21 protein-coding genes are annotated in these 21,726 nt (G+C 52.9%); 18 read left to right on the top strand and 3 right to left on the bottom strand.

The annotated features are described in order from the left end of the window. Positions 1 to 34: 34 nt before the first annotated feature. Positions 35 to 982 (bottom strand): sugar kinase, encoded by a 948-nt coding sequence (locus AC07P6_RS03525; protein WP_304261133.1) that lies wholly within the window; start codon positions 980 to 982, stop codon positions 35 to 37. Between the two features lie 10 nt (positions 983 to 992). After that, a complete protein-coding gene (locus tag AC07P6_RS03520) occupies positions 993 to 1,787 on the bottom strand; it encodes a DeoR/GlpR family DNA-binding transcription regulator (protein ID WP_478316934.1) in 795 nt (264 codons plus the stop codon). A 351-nt stretch (positions 1,788 to 2,138) separates the two neighbouring features. On the opposite strand from AC07P6_RS03520, the gene AC07P6_RS03515 reads away from it, so the two are divergent. The 14 genes from AC07P6_RS03515 to AC07P6_RS03450 all read left to right on the top strand — a co-directional run bounded on the left by AC07P6_RS03515 (position 2,139) and on the right by AC07P6_RS03450 (position 17,097). Then, positions 2,139 to 2,993, top strand: a complete 855-nt coding sequence (locus AC07P6_RS03515; protein ID WP_478315657.1) for a tagatose bisphosphate family class II aldolase — start codon at positions 2,139 to 2,141, stop codon at positions 2,991 to 2,993. Positions 2,994 to 3,017: 24 nt separating this feature from the next. After that, positions 3,018 to 3,932: a 1-phosphofructokinase gene (gene pfkB / locus AC07P6_RS03510; RefSeq protein ID WP_478315656.1), complete on the top strand. Its 915-nt coding sequence runs from the start codon at positions 3,018 to 3,020 to the stop codon at positions 3,930 to 3,932. Positions 3,933 to 3,942: 10 nt separating this feature from the next. Continuing rightward, on the top strand, positions 3,943 to 5,355 hold the full coding sequence (locus AC07P6_RS03505) for a PTS fructose transporter subunit IIC (protein WP_434661375.1): 1,413 nt from the start codon (positions 3,943 to 3,945) through the stop codon (positions 5,353 to 5,355). 10 nt (positions 5,356 to 5,365) lie between these two features. Further along, positions 5,366 to 6,181 (top strand): HPr family phosphocarrier protein, encoded by an 816-nt coding sequence (locus AC07P6_RS03500; RefSeq protein ID WP_478315655.1) that lies wholly within the window; start codon positions 5,366 to 5,368, stop codon positions 6,179 to 6,181. Positions 6,182 to 6,357: 176 nt separating this feature from the next. Continuing rightward, on the top strand, positions 6,358 to 7,629 hold the full coding sequence (gatZ, locus tag AC07P6_RS03495) for a tagatose-bisphosphate aldolase subunit GatZ (RefSeq protein WP_478315654.1): 1,272 nt from the start codon (positions 6,358 to 6,360) through the stop codon (positions 7,627 to 7,629). 14 nt (positions 7,630 to 7,643) lie between these two features. Further along, a complete protein-coding gene (gene gatA, locus AC07P6_RS03490; RefSeq protein WP_478315653.1) occupies positions 7,644 to 8,111 on the top strand; it encodes a PTS galactitol transporter subunit IIA in 468 nt (155 codons plus the stop codon). Positions 8,112 to 8,137: 26 nt separating this feature from the next. Then, complete coding sequence (gatB, locus tag AC07P6_RS03485) at positions 8,138 to 8,422, top strand: PTS galactitol transporter subunit IIB (RefSeq protein WP_112213604.1); 285 nt, start codon at positions 8,138 to 8,140, stop codon at positions 8,420 to 8,422. Between the two features lie 5 nt (positions 8,423 to 8,427). Next, entirely contained in the window at positions 8,428 to 9,801 is a 1,374-nt protein-coding gene (locus tag AC07P6_RS03480; RefSeq protein ID WP_182235038.1) for a galactitol-specific PTS transporter subunit IIC, read from the top strand. A gap of 48 nt (positions 9,802 to 9,849) precedes the next feature. Then, positions 9,850 to 10,893, top strand: coding sequence for a galactitol-1-phosphate 5-dehydrogenase (gene gatD, locus AC07P6_RS03475; protein ID WP_182235039.1), 1,044 nt, complete (start codon positions 9,850 to 9,852; stop codon positions 10,891 to 10,893). 110 nt (positions 10,894 to 11,003) lie between these two features. Then, positions 11,004 to 11,777: a DeoR/GlpR family DNA-binding transcription regulator gene (locus AC07P6_RS03470; protein WP_434661373.1), complete on the top strand. Its 774-nt coding sequence runs from the start codon at positions 11,004 to 11,006 to the stop codon at positions 11,775 to 11,777. A 317-nt stretch (positions 11,778 to 12,094) separates the two neighbouring features. Next, positions 12,095 to 12,664, top strand: a complete 570-nt coding sequence (locus AC07P6_RS03465) for a fimbrial protein (protein WP_434661372.1) — start codon at positions 12,095 to 12,097, stop codon at positions 12,662 to 12,664. 61 nt (positions 12,665 to 12,725) lie between these two features. Further along, complete coding sequence (locus AC07P6_RS03460; protein WP_434661370.1) at positions 12,726 to 13,418, top strand: fimbrial biogenesis chaperone; 693 nt, start codon at positions 12,726 to 12,728, stop codon at positions 13,416 to 13,418. A gap of 56 nt (positions 13,419 to 13,474) precedes the next feature. After that, positions 13,475 to 16,000: a fimbria/pilus outer membrane usher protein gene (locus AC07P6_RS03455; protein WP_434661369.1), complete on the top strand. Its 2,526-nt coding sequence runs from the start codon at positions 13,475 to 13,477 to the stop codon at positions 15,998 to 16,000. A gap of 11 nt (positions 16,001 to 16,011) precedes the next feature. After that, positions 16,012 to 17,097 (top strand): fimbrial protein, encoded by a 1,086-nt coding sequence (locus tag AC07P6_RS03450; protein ID WP_478315652.1) that lies wholly within the window; start codon positions 16,012 to 16,014, stop codon positions 17,095 to 17,097. Positions 17,098 to 17,149: 52 nt separating this feature from the next. Here the strand turns inward: AC07P6_RS03450 and rsmI are convergent, their stop codons facing one another. Next, positions 17,150 to 18,010: a 16S rRNA (cytidine(1402)-2'-O)-methyltransferase gene (rsmI, locus tag AC07P6_RS03445; protein ID WP_142515457.1), complete on the bottom strand. Its 861-nt coding sequence runs from the start codon at positions 18,008 to 18,010 to the stop codon at positions 17,150 to 17,152. A gap of 63 nt (positions 18,011 to 18,073) precedes the next feature. Between rsmI and AC07P6_RS03440 the strand changes: the two genes are divergently transcribed. From AC07P6_RS03440 to dolP, 4 genes are read left to right on the top strand one after another with little or no spacing between them, the layout of a single operon-like run. Continuing rightward, the gene (locus AC07P6_RS03440; protein WP_478315651.1) at positions 18,074 to 20,179 is read left to right on the top strand and encodes a penicillin-binding protein activator; all 2,106 of its coding nucleotides are present in this window, start codon (positions 18,074 to 18,076) and stop codon (positions 20,177 to 20,179) included. Further along, positions 20,137 to 20,523, top strand: a complete 387-nt coding sequence (locus AC07P6_RS03435) for a YraN family protein (RefSeq protein ID WP_478315650.1) — start codon at positions 20,137 to 20,139, stop codon at positions 20,521 to 20,523. Before AC07P6_RS03440 ends, AC07P6_RS03435 begins: the two co-directional genes overlap by 43 nt. Before the next feature lie 22 nt (positions 20,524 to 20,545). After that, positions 20,546 to 21,136 (top strand): DnaA initiator-associating protein DiaA, encoded by a 591-nt coding sequence (gene diaA / locus AC07P6_RS03430; RefSeq protein WP_110272899.1) that lies wholly within the window; start codon positions 20,546 to 20,548, stop codon positions 21,134 to 21,136. A gap of 9 nt (positions 21,137 to 21,145) precedes the next feature. After that, on the top strand, positions 21,146 to 21,721 hold the full coding sequence (gene dolP, locus AC07P6_RS03425) for a division/outer membrane stress-associated lipid-binding lipoprotein (RefSeq protein WP_110272898.1): 576 nt from the start codon (positions 21,146 to 21,148) through the stop codon (positions 21,719 to 21,721). The last annotated feature ends 5 nt before the right edge of the window (positions 21,722 to 21,726 follow it).

Genomic DNA, 21,726 nt, shown 5'->3' with positions numbered 1-21,726 from the left:
CGCTCGTTATTGCCTCGAGCGGGATAACTCATTCTCATCTCTGTTCGTTAAGAAACGCCTCTATCTGCGCCTTCGTCGAAGTCCCTTCCATCGGCCCACGCTGGGTAATCGCCAGAGAACCGCTGGCATTAGCCCATCTCAACGCTTCCTGCGGCGATGCGCCTGACAGAAACAGACTGACAAAGGTTGCACCGAAACAGTCACCCGCTCCCGTAGGATCCACAACTGGCACATTAAAACCGGTAACATGATGCGTTTCCTGAGCACTGAAATAGCTGGCTCCCCGAGGCCCACGTTTAATGACAACATGCTTAACACCGCGTTTGAGCAACTTATCAACCAGTACTTGCTCATCACGCCCCGGATTAAGGCCAAAGTAATTCAACTCACCATCGCTTGGCAGGAAAATATCCGTGTAATCGAGAATATATTCAAAGGCCTGCGACATTTCAGGAATATTGAGCATCTCTTTACGAATATTCGGATCGAACGAAACCGTGCCGTTGCGCGCTTTGATATTTTCAATCGCCTTACGCATCGCATCGATCATGCGAAACGAAAACAGCGAGGAGCCCATAATGTGAAAATGATTGCACTGATTAAGCAGGCTTTCGTCAATATGATCGGCAGTCAACAGACCGCAGGCACTGTTCGGCATATTAAAAATAAAATCGCGCTGTGCCTGACTCCGATAGCTTACAAAAGCACTGCCAGTAGTCGCTTTTTGCAGTATGGCGATACCGTTGACATTAACGCCATCGGCATCCAGTCGCGCGATATTCATTTCCCCAAACGCATCATTGCCGACGCAGCTAAAAAGCACCGAACCAAACCCCAACTTTGCCACCTGATCGGCAAAAATTGCCGGTGCACCGCTGGGATATGGCCCCCAAAACTCTCCCGGGCGAGAAAAGCCCTGGTTCTCTTCTTTTGCCAGAAACTCCACCAGTAGTTCGCCGATGGTGCAAATGGTCACATTCATCATCGCTCCTTTACTTTGCTTTTTGCAAAGCAGGGTTGAGCCATGTCAGGCACTCATTATTGGTATAGCTGTTAGTCAGCCCTGCGGCGAGTAGACGGGCATGATATTCCGCAGCAACAACCTGCGGCGTCACCACGCAACTCATCTGCTGCAAATGACCAATCTCATACCGCTTGTCGCCGTATACTGGGCGATTAGCGATTACTGCAATCACTCGATCACTTTGGGTAATCGCCTCATTCAACAGTCGGGCGCTGGCCTCTTGCCTGACGCTCAAGATGCCATCCTCGGCAATCTGATCAACAGCGATAAGCGCTCGCGAAGGGCGATAATGTCCCAGAACGTTAAGCGCCAAATCACCCTCAACAATTTTTCCGTTATTCCCCAGTACACCGCCGAGTAATACGGTTTCACCATTAAGGAATTCTTGAGCTAGCGGGACATGCGACAAATCGTTAAGTAGCAGACAAAGCTCATCGTAACCAGCAAGGAAAGGGATCACTTTACGCAAAATCGAGCCCTGTCCCAAAAATAACGTTTCACTATTCTCTATTTGCGCTGCAACCTGGCGAGCCATTTCGGTTTCCAGCGCTTTGTCTATCGCAACCGAAGACTCCCGAACCAATGCCACCGGGGCCCCCGACTGGGCGGTGTAAATTGCACCACCAAAAGAGCGCTTAAGATAGCCCTGCTGCTCCAGGTAATTCAGGTCATTGCGAATCGTCACTCCGGAAACGGCCAGCATTTCAGCCAAATCATCGACTTTAATCTCCCCGTTTTTGCGTACGATCTCCGCGATGTCCAAGCGCCTTTTTAGCAGGCTGGTTGACGGTTTTGCCACGGTATTGCGCCTTCTTATTATCTCCCAGAATAACTTTCATTTTTAAATTTCCCCGCCACATTGTCAAACTTCATGCCACTGAAAAAAAGCATAAAATCCACTAAAAACAATAGATTCATACGATTAACGTTAGGTTTAGTTCATAAAATACCTTTAAAAAAGAAAACACACAACAATGATTAACTTTCATTTTTAAAACAAAATAGCGTTTGTGTGCGATGGATCACAACATGAGTGGAAGACGATCGTTACATTACTTTCAAAATGAAGGAGCAATATCAATATAAACTTACGATTTAAAAATTAGGAGTACGAATGTACATTATCTCTAGTAAAAATATGCTGTTGAAAGCCCAGCGTCTCGGTTACGCCGTTCCTGCCTTTAATATCCACAATCTGGAAACGATGCAGGTCGTAGTAGAAACTGCTGCCGAACTGCGCTCTCCGCTGATCCTTGCAGGTACCCCGGGAACTTACAGCTATGCAGGAACCGGTAACGTGGTGGCGATCGCTCGCGATCTGGCTAAGATTTGGGATCTCCCGCTAGCGGTACACCTCGATCACCATGAAGATCTGACCGATATCACGCGTAAGGTACAGGCCGGTATCCGTTCGGTCATGATTGACGGTTCACACTCTCCTTTTGAAAAAAACGTCGCATTAGTCAAGAGCGTGGTTGAACTGAGTCATCGTTATGATGCCAGCGTTGAAGCCGAACTGGGTCGTCTTGGCGGTGTGGAAGACGATCTGGTCGTCGATGCAAAAGATGCGCTGTATACCAACCCGGAGCAGGCTCGCGAATTTGTCACTCGCACCGGCATCGACTCGCTGGCTGTGGCCATTGGTACGGCGCACGGCATGTATGCCGCGGAACCGAAGCTTGATTTTGACCGTCTCGCCGCCATTCGCGATCGCGTTGACGTGCCGCTGGTACTGCATGGCGCATCAGGTCTTCCGGATAGTGACATCCGCCGGGCAATTTCTCTGGGCGTATGCAAAGTTAACGTCGCCACCGAGTTGAAAATCGCCTTCTCCGACGCTCTGAAACAGTACTTCGATGAAAATCCAGACGCTAACGATCCGCGCCATTACATGAAACCTGCAAAAGCTGCGATGAAAGATGTGGTACGCAAAGTTATTCACGTTTGCGGCTGTGAAGGGCAACTGTAATTTCCGGATCGAAGGAGCAATGTCGTGATCCATACCCTGACACTCAACACTGCGATCGATATGAATATCTTTTGCGATCCGCTGAAGCCTTCGGCGGTGAACCGAACCCGGCATACAGAATATTGCCCAAACGGTAAGGGAGTTAACGTCTCGCTGATATTAAATCACTATCAGCAACCCACTCACGTTATGGGCATTTTCGGCGGTTTCACTGGCCGTTATATTGTGGAAGAGTTACGTCAGCAGAAAATTAAAGTCACGCCAGCATGGGTCTCTGAGCCAACCAGAATTAATATTTTCATTAATGATGGCACCGATGAATATAAGCTGGTGAATCCTGGGGCAAAAATTGATGATGATTGTAAGCAGCAGGTTATTCATCACCTGGAATGCGTTTGTGCTGGGGATTATTTAGTCATTAGCGGCAGCCTGCCTCCAGGAATTGAAAGCCGGTTTTATGGCGAGATTATTGAATTATGCCAGCAGAAAGGCTGCGAAATTATTCTCGATATCAGCCATCCGGTCCTGCGCCAGTTGCTGGAATTACGGCCGTTGCTGATCAAACCTAACGATGACGAGCTGCGGGAAATATTCAGTCTCGATGTCAGTAACCACCAGCAGGTGCTTGAGGCAATGCATACGCTGCACCAGCTCGGCGCTCGCAACGTGCTGTTAACGATGGGCGCCGAGGGTCTCTACTTTTCTGATGGTGAAAGCGTGTGGTTCTGCTCCGCACCCAAAATAGACCTGGTCAGCTCCGCCTGTGCCGGTGATGCCGCACTAGGCGCTTTTCTCAGTAAATGGCTTAACGAAGAAGACGTCACTCACGCCCTGGCATTAGCCAGCGCCACCGGCGCTGACGTTGCTGGTTCCGCCGGATTAGGAAAATTACAACGCACAGAAGAATTATTACAGCAGATTCAAGTCGTCCAATTATAAAGGTCCGATTATGAAAAAAATTATTGCAGTTACCGGCTGCCCTACCGGTATTGCGCATACTTTTATGGCTGAAGAAGCCTTAAAAACTGCAGCAAAGAAATTAAATGTCGAAATTAAAGTAGAAACAAACGGCGCTTCCGGCGTTGAAAATGTCATTACGCCAGAAGATCTAAAAGATATTTATGGTGTTATTATTGCTGCTGATAAAGATGTTAATGCCGAGAGATTTAATGGGCTACCAGTAATTGAAGTTCCGGTTAAAGAAGCCATTCATCATCCGGCCGATTTAATTAACAAAGTTATCAGCGGCCAGGCGACGCGTCGTCAGGGTATTTCCTCCACACAAGAATCAACGGAGAAATACGAGCAGGAATCATTCGGTCGCCAGGTATATAAGCACCTGATGAGCGGCGTTTCTAACATGCTGCCGTTTGTTGTCGCCGGGGGGATCCTGATTGCTATCTCCTTCCTGTGGGGCATCTACTCCGCAGACCCGAATTCACCGCAATACAACGTTATCGCCGCCACGCTGATGAAAGTAGGCCAGCAGGCCTTCTCGATCATGGTGCCAATTTTCACCGCGTATATCGCCTGGTCTATTTCCGGACGTCCCGGGATGGTGGCTGGCTTCGTCGGCGGACTGCTGGCCAACGCGACCGGCGCAGGCTTTCTCGGCGGGATCATCGCTGGTTTCGCCGCCGGTTACTTTATGCTGCTCATCCGCAATATGCTCAACGGCCTGCCGCGCCAGTATGAGGGGCTGAAGTCGATCTTTATTATGCCGCTGGTCGGCGTGCTGGTGATTGGCGTGATGATGGTGCTGCTGGGGCAACCTGTCGCCGCTATCAATAACGCGATGATGAACTGGCTAAGCTCATTACAGGAAGCAAACCCGATTCTGCTGGGTATTGTGGTCGGCGCGATGTGCTCCTTCGACTTTGGCGGTCCGGTAAATAAAGCGGCCTACGTCACCGGGACGCTGCTGCTTGGACAGGGCAACTACTTCTTTATGGCCGGGGTTTCCGCCGCCTGTATCACGCCGCCGCTAGTTATCGCTCTGGCGACAACCTTCTTCCCGAAAGGCTTCAGCGAAGAAGAGCGCGCCGCCGGGATGGTCAACTATATCCTCGGCTGCACCCACATTACCGAAGGCGCTATTCCCTTCGCCGCCAAAGACCCTTTGCGTGTCATCCCGATGATGATGATCGCCTCATCTATCTCTGCAGTTCTCAGCTATAGCTTGCATATTCAGGTCCCTGCTCCGCACGGCGGCTTCCTGATCCTGCCGCTGGTGAGTAAACCCCTGATGTGGGTACTGTGTATTCTCGCCGGTTCCGCCTGCGGCGCGGTCATGCTGGGATGCTGGAGGCTTTGGCAGAAACGCACCCAGGAAGCGACGGCGCTTGCCGGTGCCATTAAATAAGGAGCTTTTTATGCAACTGACTTGCGCAGATATCCATTTCGACCGCGAGGTCAAAACGAAAGATGAAGCGCTGCAACGCGTCGTTGGGAGCTTAACCGAGGCCGGTCATACCACGCCCGCTTATCTGAACGGCATGCGCGAGCGCGAAGGGCAAATCAGCACCTACCTCGGCAACGGTATCGCCATTCCCCACGGCACACCGCAGAGTCGTGACGCCGTGCTACAAACCGGAGTGAAAGTGCTGGCCTGCCCGCAGGGGGTGGACTGGGGTGAAGAACAAACGGCTTATCTGATTGTGGGTATCGCAGCTCAGGATAACGAGCACCTCGATATTCTGCGCCAACTCACCCATGCCCTGAGCGACGATCGCGTGCCTGAAGCGCTATCGCGCGCCGAAAGCCCGCAGGCGGTGCTGGAGATTCTGGCCGGTAATATTTTGCCTGCCGAAGGGGAAGAAATTGAAGCCCCCCCGGTGTTCGACGAAGAGGCGACGTTTACCTTACGCAACCCCCACGGCTTGCATGCGCGGCCAAGCGCAGTGCTGGTGAAGGCTGTGAAACAGTGGCAGTCGCAAATTCGGGTGGAAAATGTCGATACGCGATCCGCTATTGTCGATGCCAAAAACCTGATGCGCGTGGTTTCTCTCGGCGCAAAACAGGGGCATCGTCTGCACTTTATGGCCAGCGGGGAAGATGCCCATCAGGCGCTGGATGCTATCGGCGCGGCCTTTAATGCCGGATTAGGCGAAATTGCCGCCCAGCCGCAGCAGGTCGTTCAGCCTGCAGAAAAGCCCAAACGGAGCTGGCTATCCCGTATATTTAGTTAAATTTCAATGAATTAAAAACGCTCTGCCGTCATCGCCAGAGCGTTTTTTTATCTGTAACTTTCGAAATATTACGTTTTATCTTTCTTTTTTTCGAGGTGGATCACAAATCAAAACAAAGTGATTTGCGAGCAAAACAAAACATAACGAATATATTCGAAAGAAAACGGAGGATTGAAATGAAAGATATTATTTCCCGCCACAAAGCTGGCGAACACATCGGCATCTGTTCAGTTTGTTCCGCGCATCCGTTGGTTATCGAAGCGGCATTGCGTTTCGATCTGCATACCAACAATAAGGTCCTTATCGAAGCGACATCCAACCAGGTGAACCAGTTTGGCGGCTACACCGGGATGCAGCCTGCGGACTTCCGCGATTTCGTGAATAAAATCGCCCAGGACGTTGGTTTTCCATCAGAACGCATCATCCTCGGCGGCGACCACCTTGGCCCGAACTGTTGGCAGGGCGAGCCTGCCGTCGAAGCGATGGAAAAATCTGTCGACCTGATTAAAGCCTACGTCGCCGCGGGCTTCAGCAAAATCCATCTCGATGCCTCGATGTCCTGCGCTGACGATCCAGTGCCTCTGGACCCGGCCGTCGTCGCTGAACGCGCCGCCCGCCTGTGCCAGGCCGCAGAAGAGACAGCAAGCGATGAGCTGAAGCGACACCTGACCTACGTGATTGGCACTGAAGTCCCGGTACCGGGCGGCGAAGCCAGTACCATCGGCAGCGTCCATGTGACCCGTGCGCAGGATGCGGCGGCAACGCTGGAAACTCACGAAGCCGCCTTCCGCAAGCTGGGGCTGGATGCTGCGCTGGAGCGCGTCATTGCTATCGTGGTGCAGCCTGGCGTTGAGTTCGACCATACGCAAATTATCCATTATCAGCCGGAAGCCGCTAAAGCGCTGTCCGCATGGATTGAAGGCACGCCGATGGTTTACGAAGCGCACTCAACCGACTACCAGTCCCGCCAGGCTTATCGTGCGCTGGTCCGTGACCACTACGCCATCCTGAAAGTTGGCCCAGCGCTGACCTTCGCTCTGCGCGAAGCTATTTTCGCCCTCGCGCAAATGGAAAATGAGCTTGTTGCTCCGGAATCCCGCAGCCACGTGATGGAAGTCATTGATGAAGTGATGCTTAACGAACCGGGATACTGGAAGAAGTACTATCGTCCGACCTGGAGCCAGGCAATGGTGGATATTCACTTCAGCCTGTCCGACCGCATTCGCTACTACTGGCCGCACCCACGTATTCGCCAGAGCGTCGAAAAGTTAATTGCAAACCTGACTGAAACCAAACTGCCGCTGGGCCTTATCAGCCAATATATGCCTGTGCAGTTTGAACGACTGTCGTTAAACGAACTCGCCGCCGTACCGCACGACCTCATCCTCGACAAAATTCAGGATGTGCTGCGTGCTTACCGTTACGGCTGTTCATCTGAAATCGCCTGAAGTAAAGAGGATTTATGAGTCAACTATTTGTTCGTACCGGCATTCATTTTAGCACCAGCCAGCAGGCGCTGGAGCACATTGGCGAAGAGATGCTGGCACGCGGCGTCGTGCATGACAGCTATCCGCTGGCGCTGCTCGAACGAGAAGCGACTTTCCCAACCGGCATTGCGCTGGAGCAGCATGCGGTCGCGATCCCTCACTGTGAGGCGGTGCATGCGAAGTCTCCAGCTATCTATCTGATTCGCCCGGATAATCCGGTCCCTTTTCAGCGCGCTGATGACGACGGCGAAATTAACGTTTCGTTAATCATCGCGCTGATTGTTGAAAATCCGACTGCACAGCTAAAACTGCTGCGCCGGTTATTTAGTGAGCTACAGAACCCGACCACGCTTGAAGCATTACTGGCTGCCTCAGAAGAGCAGCTGCCCGAGCTGTTTCGGCACTCTATCCTTGAGTCAGAGCCTAGCGCTCAGGCTTTATAAAAGACTGATAATAAAAGGGGTACCCTATGAAACGTAAAGTAATCGTAGCCTGTGGCGGCGCTGTCGCCACCTCTACCATGGCCGCAGAAGAGATCAAAGACCTGTGCGCAGACCACAACATTGAGCTGGACCTGGTGCAGTGTCGCGTCAACGAAATCGAAACCTATATGGACGGTGCGCACCTGATTTGCACTACCGCCCGGGTCGACAGAACTTTCGGCGACATTCCGGTTGTTCACGGCATGCCTTTCATTTCCGGCGTTGGCATTGAAGAACTGCAGCAAAAAATCCTGAACATCCTTGCGGAGTAACGTCCATGTTTAGCGAAATTATGCGTTATATTCTCGATCTTGGTCCGACGGTGATGCTGCCGATTGTGATCATTATCTTCTCCAAACTACTGGGGATGAAGCTCGGGGATTGCTTTAAATCAGGCCTGCATATCGGGATTGGGTTCGTCGGCATTGGCCTGGTCATCGGTCTGATGCTCGATTCTATCGGCCCGGCAGCAAAAGCAATGGCCGAACAGTTCCAGATTAACCTGCACGTGATTGACGTTGGATGGCCAGGTTCAGCACCGATGACCTGGGCGTCACAAATCGCACTGGTCGCTATTCCCATCGCCATTGCGGTCAATATCATCATGCTGGTTACCCGAATGACCCGCGTCGTGAACGTCGATATCTGGAATATCTGGCACATGACCTTTACCGGCGCGATGCTGCATATCGCTACCGGTTCCTACTGGATTGGTATTTTCGGCGTCGTAGTACACGCGGCTTTCGTCTACAAACTCGGTGATTGGTTTGCCAAGGATACCCGCGACTTTTTCGGCCTCGACGGTATCGCTATTCCGCACGGCAGCTCAGCATATTTAGGGCCGATAGCGGTGCTGGTCGATACGATTATTGAAAAAATTCCCGGCTTGAATCGTATTCACTTCAGCGCTGACGATATCCAGAAACGCTTCGGCCCGTTCGGCGAGCCGGTCACCGTCGGCTTTGTGATGGGGCTGGTCATTGGCGCACTGGCAGGCTACGACCTGAAAGGTATTCTGCAGCTGGCGGTGAAAACCGGTGCTGTGATGCTGCTGATGCCGCGCGTTATCAAACCGATCATGGACGGCCTGAACCCGATTGCCAAACAGGCGCGTAAACGTCTGCAGGCAAAATTCGGTGGCCAGGACTTCCTGATTGGTCTCGACCCGGCGCTGCTGCTTGGCCATACCTCGGTCGTCTCTGCCAGCCTGATCTTTATCCCGCTGAGTATTCTTATCGCGGTCGTGGTGCCGGGCAACCAGGTCCTGCCGTTCGGTGACCTCGCAACCATCGGTTTCTTCGTGGCAATGGCGGTTGCGGTGCATCAGGGGAACCTGTTCCGTACGCTAATTTCCGGAATCATCCTGATGGGGATCACGCTATGGATAGCGACGCAGACCATCGGCCTGCATACCCAGCTGGCGGCTAACGCCGGGGCTCTGAAAGCGGGTGGTCTGGTGGCCTCCATGGACCAGGGCGGTTCGCCGATTACCTGGCTGCTCATCCAGCTCTTCACCTGGCAAAACGTGGTCGGTTTTGCGGTTATCGGCGTCATCTATGTTGCCGGCGTGCTGCTGACGTGGCGTCGAGCGCGCAATTTTGCAGCCGCAGAGAAAGCTGCCACAGCCCAACAAAGCCCAACCGTTTCTTAATCTCAGGGGGGAGCATTCGCTCCCCCGGACATTTCTGGAGAATTTTTTATGCAATCAGTGGTAATCCATGCTGAGGGGACAGTGTGCGTTGAAGAACGCCCAATACCGACTCTGCAAACGGAAAACGATGTCCTGGTAAAAGTCGTCAGCTCCGGGTTGTGCGGTTCTGATATTCCGCGCATTTTCGCCAAAGGCGCACACTACTACCCCATCACGCTGGGCCACGAGTTCAGCGGCTATGTTGAATCTTACGGCGCCGCAGTGACCGATCTGCAGCCGGGCGATGCGGTGGCCTGCGTGCCCCTGCTCCCCTGCTTTAACTGCCCGCAGTGCCAGCGCGAATATTTCTCGCTGTGCAAACAGTACCAGTTCGTTGGTTCGCGTAGCGAAGGCGGGAATGCGCAATACGTAGTAGTCAAACGCGCCAACCTGTTCCGCCTGCCGGATCAGATGCCGATTGACGACGGCGCGTTTATCGAGCCAATCACCGTTGGCCTGCACGCCTTCCATCTGGCACAGGGCTGCGAAGGGAAAAACGTCATTATTATTGGCGCAGGCACCATCGGTCTGCTAGCGCTGCAGTGCGCCCGCGAACTGGGCGCCAAAAGCATTACGGCAATTGATATCAACCCGCAGAAGCTGGAGCTGGCAAAAACGCTCGGCGCAACCCGCGTCTTCAACAGCAGAGAGATGAGCGGTAAAGAGATTCAGGCGGCGCTGGAAGAGATTCAGTTCGATCAGTTGGTGCTTGAAACCGCCGGTACGCCACAAACCGTGGCGCTGGGCATTGACGTCGCCGGGCCGCGCGCGCAGCTGGCGCTGGTCGGCACGCTGCACCATGATTTGACCTTGCCTTCCGCCACCTTTGGTCAGATTTTACGTAAAGAGCTAACTATCGTCGGCAGTTGGATGAACTACTCCGGCCCGTGGCCAGGGGAAGAGTGGCAAACGGCAGTGCGCCTGCTGACGGAAAAACGTATTCAGCTTGCCCCGCTTATCGCCCACATCGGCGATGCAGAGAGCTTTGCCCGCGAAGTCCAGGCGCTCAACGGCGCGCCAATGCAGGGAAAAATCCTGCTTAAACTCTCCTGACCGCCTGAGCCAGCAATCAGAGCTGGCTCACACAACCTTTCGAAAATTATCGTTCAACTTTCGTTACCCTTCGATTACACTAAGATCAGTTAATTATCAGGCAAATTAATATGAACTCATTTGAGCGAAGGAATAAAATCGTCGAAATGGTCAATGCGCAGGGTAGCGTATTGGTACTGGACCTTTCGAATCTCTTTGGCATCTCCGAAGTCACCATCCGGGCCGATCTACGCTTGCTGGAAGAGAAGGGTTTACTCACCCGCTTTCACGGCGGCGCAGCCAGGCCAGGCAGCAATTTGACCGAAGGGGATAGCCAGGAAGTTGTACTTGAGGACCGCTATCAGCTGGCCAGTGACCCTAAAAAACGGATTGCCCAGGCCGCAGCGACGATGATTAGCGAAGGGATGACGGTGATCCTTGATAGCGGCAGCACCACCCTGCTGATTGCCGAGGAACTGGTACGTATGACCAATATCACGGTGATTACTAACAGTCTGCCTGCGGCCTTTACGTTATCGGAAAATAAAGATATTACCCTGGTGGTTTGCGGCGGCACCGTTCGCCATAAAACCCACTCCATGCATGGGACTATCGCCGAACGCTCGCTACAGGGTATCAGCGCCGACCTGATGTTTGTCGGTGCCGACGGTATCGACACCACCAACGGCATCACCACCTTTAATGAAGGTTACTCCATCAGCGGCGTTATGGCTGCGGCTGCCCATAAGGTGGTTGCCGTGCTGGATGCCAGCAAATTTAACCGTCGCGGGTTTAATCAGGTCCTGCCGATGGATAAAATCAACTGTGTCATTACCGATGATGGTATTAGCAGTGAATATCTCTCTGAGTTAAAAAACATTCCAATTGAATTACAAATCGTATAAGAAAAGAGGCAGATATTAAAACATCTGCCTTTTTGTCACTTGATTATATTATATAATTATAATTCGATTTATAAAAATATTTTTCATAGAAAAATTAGGCACTAATCAATTCATCACGAAATTTAAAATATAATTTATTTAAATGTAAATTAAGAATAATTAACTTTACACAAAACAACTATAAACACAATCCTAAAAAAGCTTTTTTTCCTCATAAAAAAAACAAAACCCACATATAATCTTATTCATGGTGATTTATGTGAAATTAAATCACCATAAAAACGATCAGCAAAAATAATACATGGATGAGGTTAAAAATGAACATAATTGCAAAATCTGTTGCAGTTGGTTTACTGGCAATATCGGCAGGAAGCGCCTGGGCAAGCGATGGTACCATTGAATTCACTGGTGAAATAACAACGAATACCTGTGAATTCGCTAACGGCGATACGGTGAACGTTGAGTTGGGCCATTATTCTAATACTCAGTTTAAAAACGTAGGAGACAAGTCACCGACAACACAGTTCACCATTCCTTTGACCAACTGTCCGACAGAAGCCTGGAAACACGTTGACGGTACCACCAGCGCATCCTTCCAGCTATGGCTGGAAACACGTAGCAGCGGTACTACCGGAACTGATAACGATCTGGTTGCAGTGACGGGCTCAGGCACGCCAGCAACCGGTGTCGGTATTCGCATCGACCGCGCTTCGGACGGTACCCAGTTAGCGCTGAATAAACTGAATGACACTCCTGTTTATTTTGACATTACAGGCGAAACAACAGATGTGAACCTTCAGGCTTACTACGTCTCTACCGCAGAAGCATCGGCGATTACCGCCGGGGAAGCTAACGCTTCCGTCGACGTTACCATCGATTATCGTTAATTCTCTCGTTGTACTTTTACCCACCTGTCGGTGGGTAAAACCTTTTTATCGGAGCAGCAGAATGAAAGTAAAAACCCTGGCAGCATTGGCATTGTTACTTGGAGGATGGGCCAGCCAAAGCCTGGCCGGAGGGATCGTTCTGCAAACCACGCGCGTGATTTACAACGCCAGTAAAAAAGAGGCGGCCCTACCCGTTGCCAACCACAGCAGTAAAATGCCCTACTTATTGCAATCGTGGATTGATAATCCGCAAGGGACTGTTCGCGGGCCATTTATTATGACCCCGCCGCTGTTTCGCCTGAATGCCGGAGATGACTCCTCACTGCGCATTATTAAAACCGACGGTAATTTACCGGAAGATAAAGAATCGCTGTTTTACGTTAACGTGCGGGCAATTCCAGCACAATCTAAAAGTGAAGCAGGTAAAACCAATGCTTTAACGTTGGTATTTAAAACCAGAATTAAACTTTTTTATCGCCCGGCACATCTGAAAGGTAACGCACAGGATGCATGGAAATCTATAGAGTATAAGCGTACGAATAATGCATTAGATGTCTATAATCCATCAGCCTATTACGTTGTTTTTGCTGGTATTGCGTTGGGTAAAACAGATTTGACCGATAAAGTTGACTATATCGCCCCAGGCGAGCACAAAAAAATTCCGCTACCTGCCGCATCAGGTAACTCTATTCAGTGGGCCGCAATCAATGATTACGGCGGTACCACGGAAAAGGAAACTCGGGTATTGCAATAATACTTACGCTGGCATGACGTAAATAACAATAAATAACGGATACGGGCAATCAGGGAATGCAGAGCAACACGACAGGGAAAAAAGATTTTCTGGCGCTTAAGCGCCTTTCTTACAGGGTCAAGTGCGCTTTGCCGATGATGCTTGCTGGCAGCAGCCTGGTATGTTATTCCGCACAGGCGGATGACTTTTATTTTGACCCTTCGCTGCTGGAAACCAGCAAAAGCGGCCAGCAGGCGGTAGATCTATCGACCTTCTCTCAGGACAACGCCCAGCTTCCCGGAGAGTATATTGTTGATATAGTTATTAATAATAAGAAACTAGCACAGCGCAAAATCCCTTTTGTCGCCGGAGAAAACCATCAGCTTGTCCCCCAGTTTACCGTCGGACAACTGCGTGAGCTGGGCTTTAAAGTCGATGAAATTCCAACGCTGGCTAACCAGGACGATACCGCAATCGTCAAGGACCTCGCGCAAACGGTGCCAAACAGCAGCAGCGAGCTGGATATCAACCACGGCAAGCTGAATATGAGCGTGCCGCAAATTATGCTTTACCGCGATGCCAGGGGCTATGTTGACCCTTCCCGCTGGGATAATGGGGTGCCGGTGCTGTTCACTAACTATAACTTTACCGGTTCAGACAGCCGCTATGACGGTGGCGATCGTAACAAACGCCAGTATCTCAATATGCAAAACGGCGCTAACCTTGGTCCATGGCGACTGCGTAACTACTCCACCTGGACGCACAATAGCGATACTTCGCAGTGGGATAGCATCAACACCTGGATGCAGCGGGATATCAAAAGCCTGAAGTCACAGCTGGTGATGGGCGAAAGCGCGACCGACGGCAGCGTGTTTTCCAGCTACCAGTTTACCGGCGCGCGACTCTATTCCGATGACAACATGCTGCCCAATAGCCAGCGCGGCTTTGCGCCAACGATCCGCGGGATCGCCAACTCCAGCGCTATCGTCACGGTGCGCCAGAACGGCTACACCATTTACCAGAGCACCGTACCCGCAGGCGCATTTGAGATTAACGATCTCTATCCTTCATCATTTAGCGGCGATTTAGACGTTACGATTGAAGAGGCCGACGGCACCACGCGCCACTTTGTGCAGCCATTTTCCTCACTGCCGATGATGCAGCGCCCGGGGCATCTCAAATATAGCGTCACCGCCGGGCGCTTTCGGGCGGCAAGCTCTGAGGACAGCAAAGAGCCGGAGTTTATTGAAACGACGGCGATTTACGGCCTGAGCAACACTTTTACACTATACGGCGGCGTAACGGGGTCTGAGGATTACCAGGCGCTGACGGTGGGAATCGGCGGAACGCTGGGAGAATTGGGCGCTCTGTCGATGGATATCGGGCGGGCGGATACCCGCTTTGATGATGGCGACAGCGATTCCGGCTATAGCTGGCGCACCCAGTACATTAAAGATATCCCCGAGACCGGCACCAATTTAACGCTGGGCTATTACCGCTATACCAGCAGCGGCTACTTCACCTTTTCAGATGCTAACCAGCAGGATATTGACGCCGGCGATCGCCAGAGTAGCGAAATCCAGTTCAGCATTAACCAGAACCTGTTTACCGGCGTCAGCTTTTACGCTTCCGGTTCACAGCAGGAGTACTGGGATAAAGGGCAAAAAGACAAAAACCTGTCCATTGGCCTCAACGGCAATCTGTGGGGAGTCAGTTATAACGTCAGCGGCCAGTTTACTGATTACGCAGATCGCGATAGCGACCGTTCGCTGTCCATCAGCCTCAGCGTGCCGCTGGACCGCTGGCTGCCGCACGCAACCGCCAACTGGCGCATCACCAGCCAGAAGGATCAATCGACCCAGCATGAGGTGGGGATCAACGGTTCTTTACTTGAGGATCGTCGTCTGAGCTACACCCTGAAACAGCGTCAGAGCGAGAATAACGACAACAACGGCAGCAGCCTTTACGGCAGCTATCGTTCCGCCTACGGCACGTTCAACGCCGGTTACGATTACAGCTCCGATAACCGCCAGATGAGCTATGGCCTGTCCGGCGGCATTGTGGCTCACAGTCATGGCGTCACCCTGTCGCAGCCGTTGGGTAATGCCTTTGCGCTTATTGATGCGGATGGAGCTTCAGGCATTCGCGTCAAAAACTATCCAGGGATCGCTACCGACTACTTCGGTTATGCCGTGATCCCGTACCTGACTTCTTACCAGGAGAACCGTATCTATCTGGATACCACCATGATGCCGGACGATGTTGACGTTACCCAGACCATGAAGCTGGTGGTCCCGAATCAGGGAGCCGCCGTTACCGCACAATTTAGCGCCAGGGTAGGTCAACGAGTCCTGCTGGCGTTAACCGACAGGAACGGCAAACCGCTACCGTTTGGCGCGATGGCCAGTAGCGAAAGCCAACAGCAGCAAAGCATTGTTGATGAAGGCGGCGTGCTCTATCTCACCGGCGTGAACGAACAACCGCAGACATGGAGCGTTCGCTGGGGCAATGAAGAAAACCAGCAGTGCCGGTTTACGTTTAGCCTGCCCGCTAACAGCCAGCGCGCGGCCTCCGTTATTCGCGCCACGACACCATGCCGCTAAGGAATAAAACCATGAAAAATTCGATTTATATTATCACCGGCGGCATCGCCCTCGCTCTTTTTGCCACCATGCCAGCACGTGCGGCGACGGGCGGCTGCGAAGCCGAAGGTAGCCCCGGCAGTTTTACCACTAGCTTCTCCAATGACTGGACGAAAGAGCAAAATGTGGAGGGAGCGTTTATCGATCTGACCTCCGGCACCACATCAGGCGACAGCTATAAGATAGCTTGTAACTGCCCTGCTGCTACCAAGGTTAACCTCTTTTATTCCACAACCACCCCGCTAGCTGTGAGCAGCTATAGCGGATACCAACAATTAAATGATAACCTGGATATTAAAACGGTTATCACCGATGTCCCCGGCGTACCGGAGCTCCCGGTACCAACAGACCTGACATCAGTCGTTAAGGGAACTGGTCTTTTTGGTGCTTCCACTAACAATAGCGTGTGCAGCGCGGACCCTGATGATGTTCGCGCAGATGCATTCTCCGTTGGTAGTAACGTTAGCATTACGTTTCGCGTCTCTAAGGCTTTTTTAGGTCGGATGGAGATTCCGAGTACTCATATCGCAACGCTTAAGGCAGCCTGGAGCAGTACTACCTCCTACCCCAGAGGTTTAACCGAAGATGTCGCCAGTCTGTATCTCCAGGGCAGCATTACCGTTCCGCAAAGCTGTAAAATCAACGAAGGCGATGTGATTCGGGTCGACCTTGGGCAAATCAGCGCCTCAAAGTTCACTACCAAAGGCCAAATGCCGGATGGATATACCCCAGTGGAGTTTGATATTACCTACGATTGCGGAGATACGTCATTGTTTGGAAAAGATGACATGCTCAGTCTGATTACTCAGGGTGATGATGTCGTCAGTCAGTACGTGGTCGCTGCCCGCCGCCGGGAATCAGATAATGTCGCAGACGTTGGTATCCAGATGGATGAGTTGGGACACAGTATGCAACCTGTTGATGGCGGTACTCTCATGTTAGGCAAATCGGCCTCAGGCGCTGTTCAAATGAGGGCATGGCCAATTAACCTGGTCGGCGGGGTCCTACAACCGGGACCATTTAGTGCCTCTGTGACGCTCACCGCGACGGTAAGGTAGCTAAACCCGCCTTTCCCGGCCCCCGCCAGGAAAAGGCGGCTGGTCGCTGATATTACCCCTGCTGCTCCAGGGCATACTTATACAGCGCGTTTTTCTTCACACCGTGAATTTCTGCGGCCAGAGCGGCGGCTTTTTTCAGCGGCAGCTCGGCCTGCAGCAGGGCCAGCGTACGCAGCGCGACCGCTGGCAGCGCCTCTTCCTGCGCTTTAAAGCCTTCAACGATCAGCACCATCTCGCCTTTACGGCGGTTCTCGTCCTCTTTCACCCACGCCAGCAGCTCGCCGATTGGCGCGCCGTGGATCGATTCCCAGGTTTTGGTCAGCTCGCGCGCCAGCACCACGTAGCGGGATTCGCCCAACACGGTGCAGATATCTTCCAGACTTTCCAGCAAGCGGTGAGTGGACTCATAAAAGATAATCGTGCGCGGCTCTTCTTCCAGCGCCTTGAGCGTATCGCGACGCCCTTTTGACTTAGCGGGCAGAAAACCTTCATAGCAGAAACGATCCGAAGGCAGCCCGGCAGCACTCAGCGCCGCGATCGCCGCGCAGGGGCCGGGCAGCGGCACCACGCGGATATTGGCTTCACGGCAAACGCGCACCAGATGGTAGCCAGGATCGTTGATCAATGGCGTTCCGGCGTCCGAAACCAGCGCGATGTTTTGCCCTTGTTTTAATTTCGCCAGAAGTGTTTCAGCCTTTTGCTGCTCATTATGGTCGTGAAGCGCAAATAAACGGGCGTTAATCGCGAAATGCTGCAACAGCAAACCGGTATGGCGAGTGTCCTCCGCTGCAACTAAATCAACGGCTTGCAACACTTCCAGTGCGCGTTGCGTGATATCAGACAGATTTCCTATCGGAGTGGGTACAATATAGAGCTGTCCCTGAGAATTATCCGCTGATTCGTGTTGTTTCATTGTCTCGTCCGTATTGCCGATTTAATATTGAGCATTGAGCCAAAAAAATATCACTGGATACATATGGTACCGTCAACATTTCTTCGTTCTAAACCCGTGCGTTGTCTGCCCGTACTGCTGGCCGCTCTGATCTTTGCTGGCTGCGGCACCCATACTCCGGACCAAAGCACGGCGTATTTGCAGGGTACGGCACAAGCAGACTCCAGTTACTACCTGCAACAAATGCAGCAAAGCGCGAATGATAGCAAGACCAACTGGCAATTACTCGCCATTCGTGCACTGCTGAAGGAAGGTAAGAAACCGCAGGCCATCGACCTGTTCAATCAGCTACCGTCTAACCTCAACAGTACGCAAAGCCGCGAACAATCGCTGCTGGCGGTTGAAGTAAAGCTGGCGCAGAACGATTTCCAGGGCGCGCAGGCGCTGCTGAGCAAACTCAACCCAGCAGGCCTTGAGCAAAATCAACTGCCGCGCTACTGGCAGGCGCAAATCGACGCCAGCCAGGGGCAGCCCTCTCTGAACCTGCTGCGGGCCCTGATTGCCCAACAGCCGCTGCTGAGCCTGGCTGCGCAAAAGCAGAAGAATATCGACGCGACCTGGGCAGCGCTCACCGCGATGACCCAGGATCAAGCCAACGCGCTGGTCATTAACGCCGATGAGAACGTTTTACAGGGCTGGCTGGATCTGCAGCGCATGTGGTTTGATAACCGCAGCGACCCGACAATGCTGAAAGCGGGCGTTAAAGACTGGCAGACCCGCTATCCGCAAAATCCTGGCGCAAAAATGCTGCCCACGCAGTTAGGTAATATGCAAAATTACCAGGCCGCATCGACCAATAAAATCGCCCTGCTGCTGCCGCTAAACGGTCAGGCGGCGATATTTGGCCGCACAATCCAGCAGGGTTTTGAAGCGGCGAAAAACGGCGCACCAGCCGTTACCGGAAGCGCGGTGCCTGCTCAGGTCGCTCAGGCGGCAAACGTTGCTGATAGCGCAGTAGTCAGTCCGTCACAGGCGGAAGTGACCGATCTCACCACCTCCAATAATGCACAAACCCCGGTACAGGCCCCGGCAGCCGACCAGGTACAAACTGCGGCTCCGGTCACCGCACCGGCGGCGGTCCAGTCCTCGACGCCTCAGACTACCGACGCGACCGCAGAAACCACCAGCCAACCGGCAACGACAGCTCCGCAAACTCAGACAGTGGCAGCCACTCCGGCGAACCCTTCCGCCGAGCTGAAAATTTACGACACCACCACCCAGCCGATGAGTCAACTGCTGGCCCAGGTGCAGCAGGACGGCGCAACTATCGTTGTTGGTCCGCTGCTGAAAGAGAACGTCGAAGATGTTATTAAGAGCAATACTTCACTGAACGTGCTGGCGCTGAACCAGCCGGAGAAAGTCGAAAGCCGGGCTAATATCTGCTATTTCGCGCTCTCCCCGGAAGATGAAGCCCGCGATGCGGCGCACCACATTCACGATCAGGGCAAGCAGACTCCGCTGCTTCTGGTGCCGCGCGGCGCATTAGGCGATCGGGTGGTTAGCGCCTTTGCCAACGAGTGGCTGAAGCTGGGCGGCGGTACGGTACTGCAACAGCGTTTAGGTTCAACCGCCGAACTGCGCGGCAGCGTCAACAGCGGTATCTCGTTGAGCGGCTCTCCGGTATCAACCCTGCCATCAGCGCAGGATAGCGCCCTGGGTAGCCCGAGCGACGTGCCTGTCAGCAGTGGCGGCAGCGTCGACGCCGCGTATATCCTGGCAACGCCGGAACAGATTGGCTATATCAAACCCATGATTGCCCTGCGTAACGGCAGCCAAAGCGGCGTGACGCTGTATGCCAGCTCCCGCAGCTCTCAGGGCACTTCAGGTCCTGATTTCCGTCTGGAGATGGAAGGCTTACAATATAGCGAGATCCCGATGCTGGCAGGCAGCAACCCGGCGCTGCAACAACAAGCGTTAGCCGCCGTTCGCAACGACTACTCGCTGGCGCGCCTGTATGCCATGGGTGCCGACGCCTGGTCGCTGGCCAACCATTTCTCACAAATGCGTCAGGTTTCCGGCTTTGAATTGAATGGCAACACCGGCGATCTCACGGCCACGCAGGATTGCGTGATCAACAGGAAACTGTCATGGCTCAAGTACCAGGGTGGACAAATCGTCGCAGCCAACTAAGTAAGCAGACCGGCGATGCCTGGGAAATCCAGGCTCGCCGCTGGCTGGAGAACCAGGGTCTGCGTTTTATCGCCGCTAACGTTCATGAACGCGGCGGCGAGATTGACCTCATCATGCGCGACGGCAGCGTCACCGTGTTTGTGGAAGTGCGGTATCGTCGCAGCGCAAACTACGGCGATGCCGCCGCCAGCGTCACGCCGCAAAAGCAACAAAAACTGCTCAAAGCCGCGCGTCTGTGGCTCTCCCGACATAATGGGAGTTTTGAGACTGTGGATTGCCGTTTCGATGTGGTAGCCTTCACCGGAAACGACATCCAATGGCTAAAAAACGCCTTTGGCGAATAGCGTATATGAATTAAGGGATCCCGTGCTCGATAGAATTAAAGCCTGCTTCACCGAAAGCATTCAAACCCAAATTGCAGCAGCGGAAGCACTCCCGGACGCCATCTCCCGTGCGGCTATGACGCTCGTCCAGTCGCTGTTGAACGGCAACAAAATCCTCTGTTGTGGTAATGGTACTTCCGCCGCCAACGCACAGCATTTTGCTGCCAGCATGATTAATCGTTTTGAAACCGAGCGCCCTGGTTTACCTGCCATTGCACTAAATGCCGATAATGTGGTCTTAACCGCGATTGCCAACGATCGCCTGCACGACGAAATTTACGCCAAGCAGGTGCGCGCGTTGGGACACGCTGGCGACGTACTGCTGGCGATTTCTACGCGCGGCAACAGCCGGGATATCGTGAAAGCCGTGGAAGCGGCGGTCACCCGCGATATGACTATCGTGGCGTTTACCGGTTATGACGGCGGTGAACTGGCCGGCCTGCTGGGTCAGCAGGATGTCGAAATCCGAATTCCCTCGCATCGCAGCGCGCGAATTCAGGAAATGCACATGCTCACCGTCAATTGTTTGTGTGATTTGATTGATAACACGCTTTTTCCACATCAGGACGATTAAGGAGAACACATGAAGGCTCTCTCGCCCCTCGCCATTCTGCTTTCTGCGCTACTGCTTCAGGGATGCGTTGCTGCAGCGGTAGTCGGAACGGCAGCCGTTGGCACAAAAGCCGCGACGGACCCGCGTTCAGTGGGGACTCAGGTTGATGACAGTACGCTTGAGCTGCGCGTCAACAGCGCCTTGTCGAAAGATGAACAAATCAAAAAACAAGCTCGTATTAACGTTACCGCGTACCAGGGGAAAGTTCTGTTAACCGGGCAAACTCCGGTCGCCGACCTCTCTGCCCGCGCCAAGCAAATTGCTATGGGTGTTGAAGGGACAACGGAAGTGTTTAACGAAGTGCGTTCGGGCCAGCCGATCGGCTTAGGTACCGCCTCTTCGGATACCTGGATTACCACCAAGGTCCGCTCCCAGCTTCTGACAACCGACCAGGTGAAATCATCCAACGTGAAAGTGACGACCGAAAACGGTGAAGTGTTCCTGATGGGTCTGGTGACCGATCGTGAAGGACGCGCGGCGGCGGATATCGCCAGCCGGGTGAGCGGCGTATCTCGCGTGACAACCGCCTTTACCTATATCAAATAAGCCCT

Source organism: Klebsiella sp. GFKo11 (assembly GCF_056490265.1).
Note: the sequence above shows the minus strand (reverse complement) of the source record. Positions and strands in the feature narration are given on the sequence as shown.

Bases quoted from the DNA above. Each gene is read 5' to 3' on its own strand.
- AC07P6_RS03505 (WP_434661375.1), top strand. From the start codon at position 3,943: ATGAAAAAAATTATTGCAGTTACCGGCTGCCCTACCGGTATTGCGCAT.
- AC07P6_RS03480 (WP_182235038.1), top strand. From the start codon at position 8,428: ATGTTTAGCGAAATTATGCGTTATATTCTCGATCTTGGTCCGACGGTG.
- AC07P6_RS03465 (WP_434661372.1), top strand. From the start codon at position 12,095: ATGAACATAATTGCAAAATCTGTTGCAGTTGGTTTACTGGCAATATCG.
- gatZ (WP_478315654.1), top strand. From the start codon at position 6,358: ATGAAAGATATTATTTCCCGCCACAAAGCTGGCGAACACATCGGCATC.
- AC07P6_RS03460 (WP_434661370.1), top strand. From the start codon at position 12,726: ATGAAAGTAAAAACCCTGGCAGCATTGGCATTGTTACTTGGAGGATGG.
- AC07P6_RS03525 (WP_304261133.1), bottom strand. From the start codon at position 982: ATGAATGTGACCATTTGCACCATCGGCGAACTACTGGTGGAGTTTCTG.
- AC07P6_RS03455 (WP_434661369.1), top strand. From the start codon at position 13,475: ATGCAGAGCAACACGACAGGGAAAAAAGATTTTCTGGCGCTTAAGCGC.
- gatD (WP_182235039.1), top strand. From the start codon at position 9,850: ATGCAATCAGTGGTAATCCATGCTGAGGGGACAGTGTGCGTTGAAGAA.
- dolP (WP_110272898.1), top strand. From the start codon at position 21,146: ATGAAGGCTCTCTCGCCCCTCGCCATTCTGCTTTCTGCGCTACTGCTT.
- AC07P6_RS03450 (WP_478315652.1), top strand. From the start codon at position 16,012: ATGAAAAATTCGATTTATATTATCACCGGCGGCATCGCCCTCGCTCTT.
- gatB (WP_112213604.1), top strand. From the start codon at position 8,138: ATGAAACGTAAAGTAATCGTAGCCTGTGGCGGCGCTGTCGCCACCTCT.
- gatA (WP_478315653.1), top strand. From the start codon at position 7,644: ATGAGTCAACTATTTGTTCGTACCGGCATTCATTTTAGCACCAGCCAG.
- rsmI (WP_142515457.1), bottom strand. From the start codon at position 18,010: ATGAAACAACACGAATCAGCGGATAATTCTCAGGGACAGCTCTATATT.
- AC07P6_RS03515 (WP_478315657.1), top strand. From the start codon at position 2,139: ATGTACATTATCTCTAGTAAAAATATGCTGTTGAAAGCCCAGCGTCTC.
- AC07P6_RS03470 (WP_434661373.1), top strand. From the start codon at position 11,004: ATGAACTCATTTGAGCGAAGGAATAAAATCGTCGAAATGGTCAATGCG.
- AC07P6_RS03435 (WP_478315650.1), top strand. From the start codon at position 20,137: ATGGCTCAAGTACCAGGGTGGACAAATCGTCGCAGCCAACTAAGTAAG.
- AC07P6_RS03440 (WP_478315651.1), top strand. From the start codon at position 18,074: ATGGTACCGTCAACATTTCTTCGTTCTAAACCCGTGCGTTGTCTGCCC.
- AC07P6_RS03500 (WP_478315655.1), top strand. From the start codon at position 5,366: ATGCAACTGACTTGCGCAGATATCCATTTCGACCGCGAGGTCAAAACG.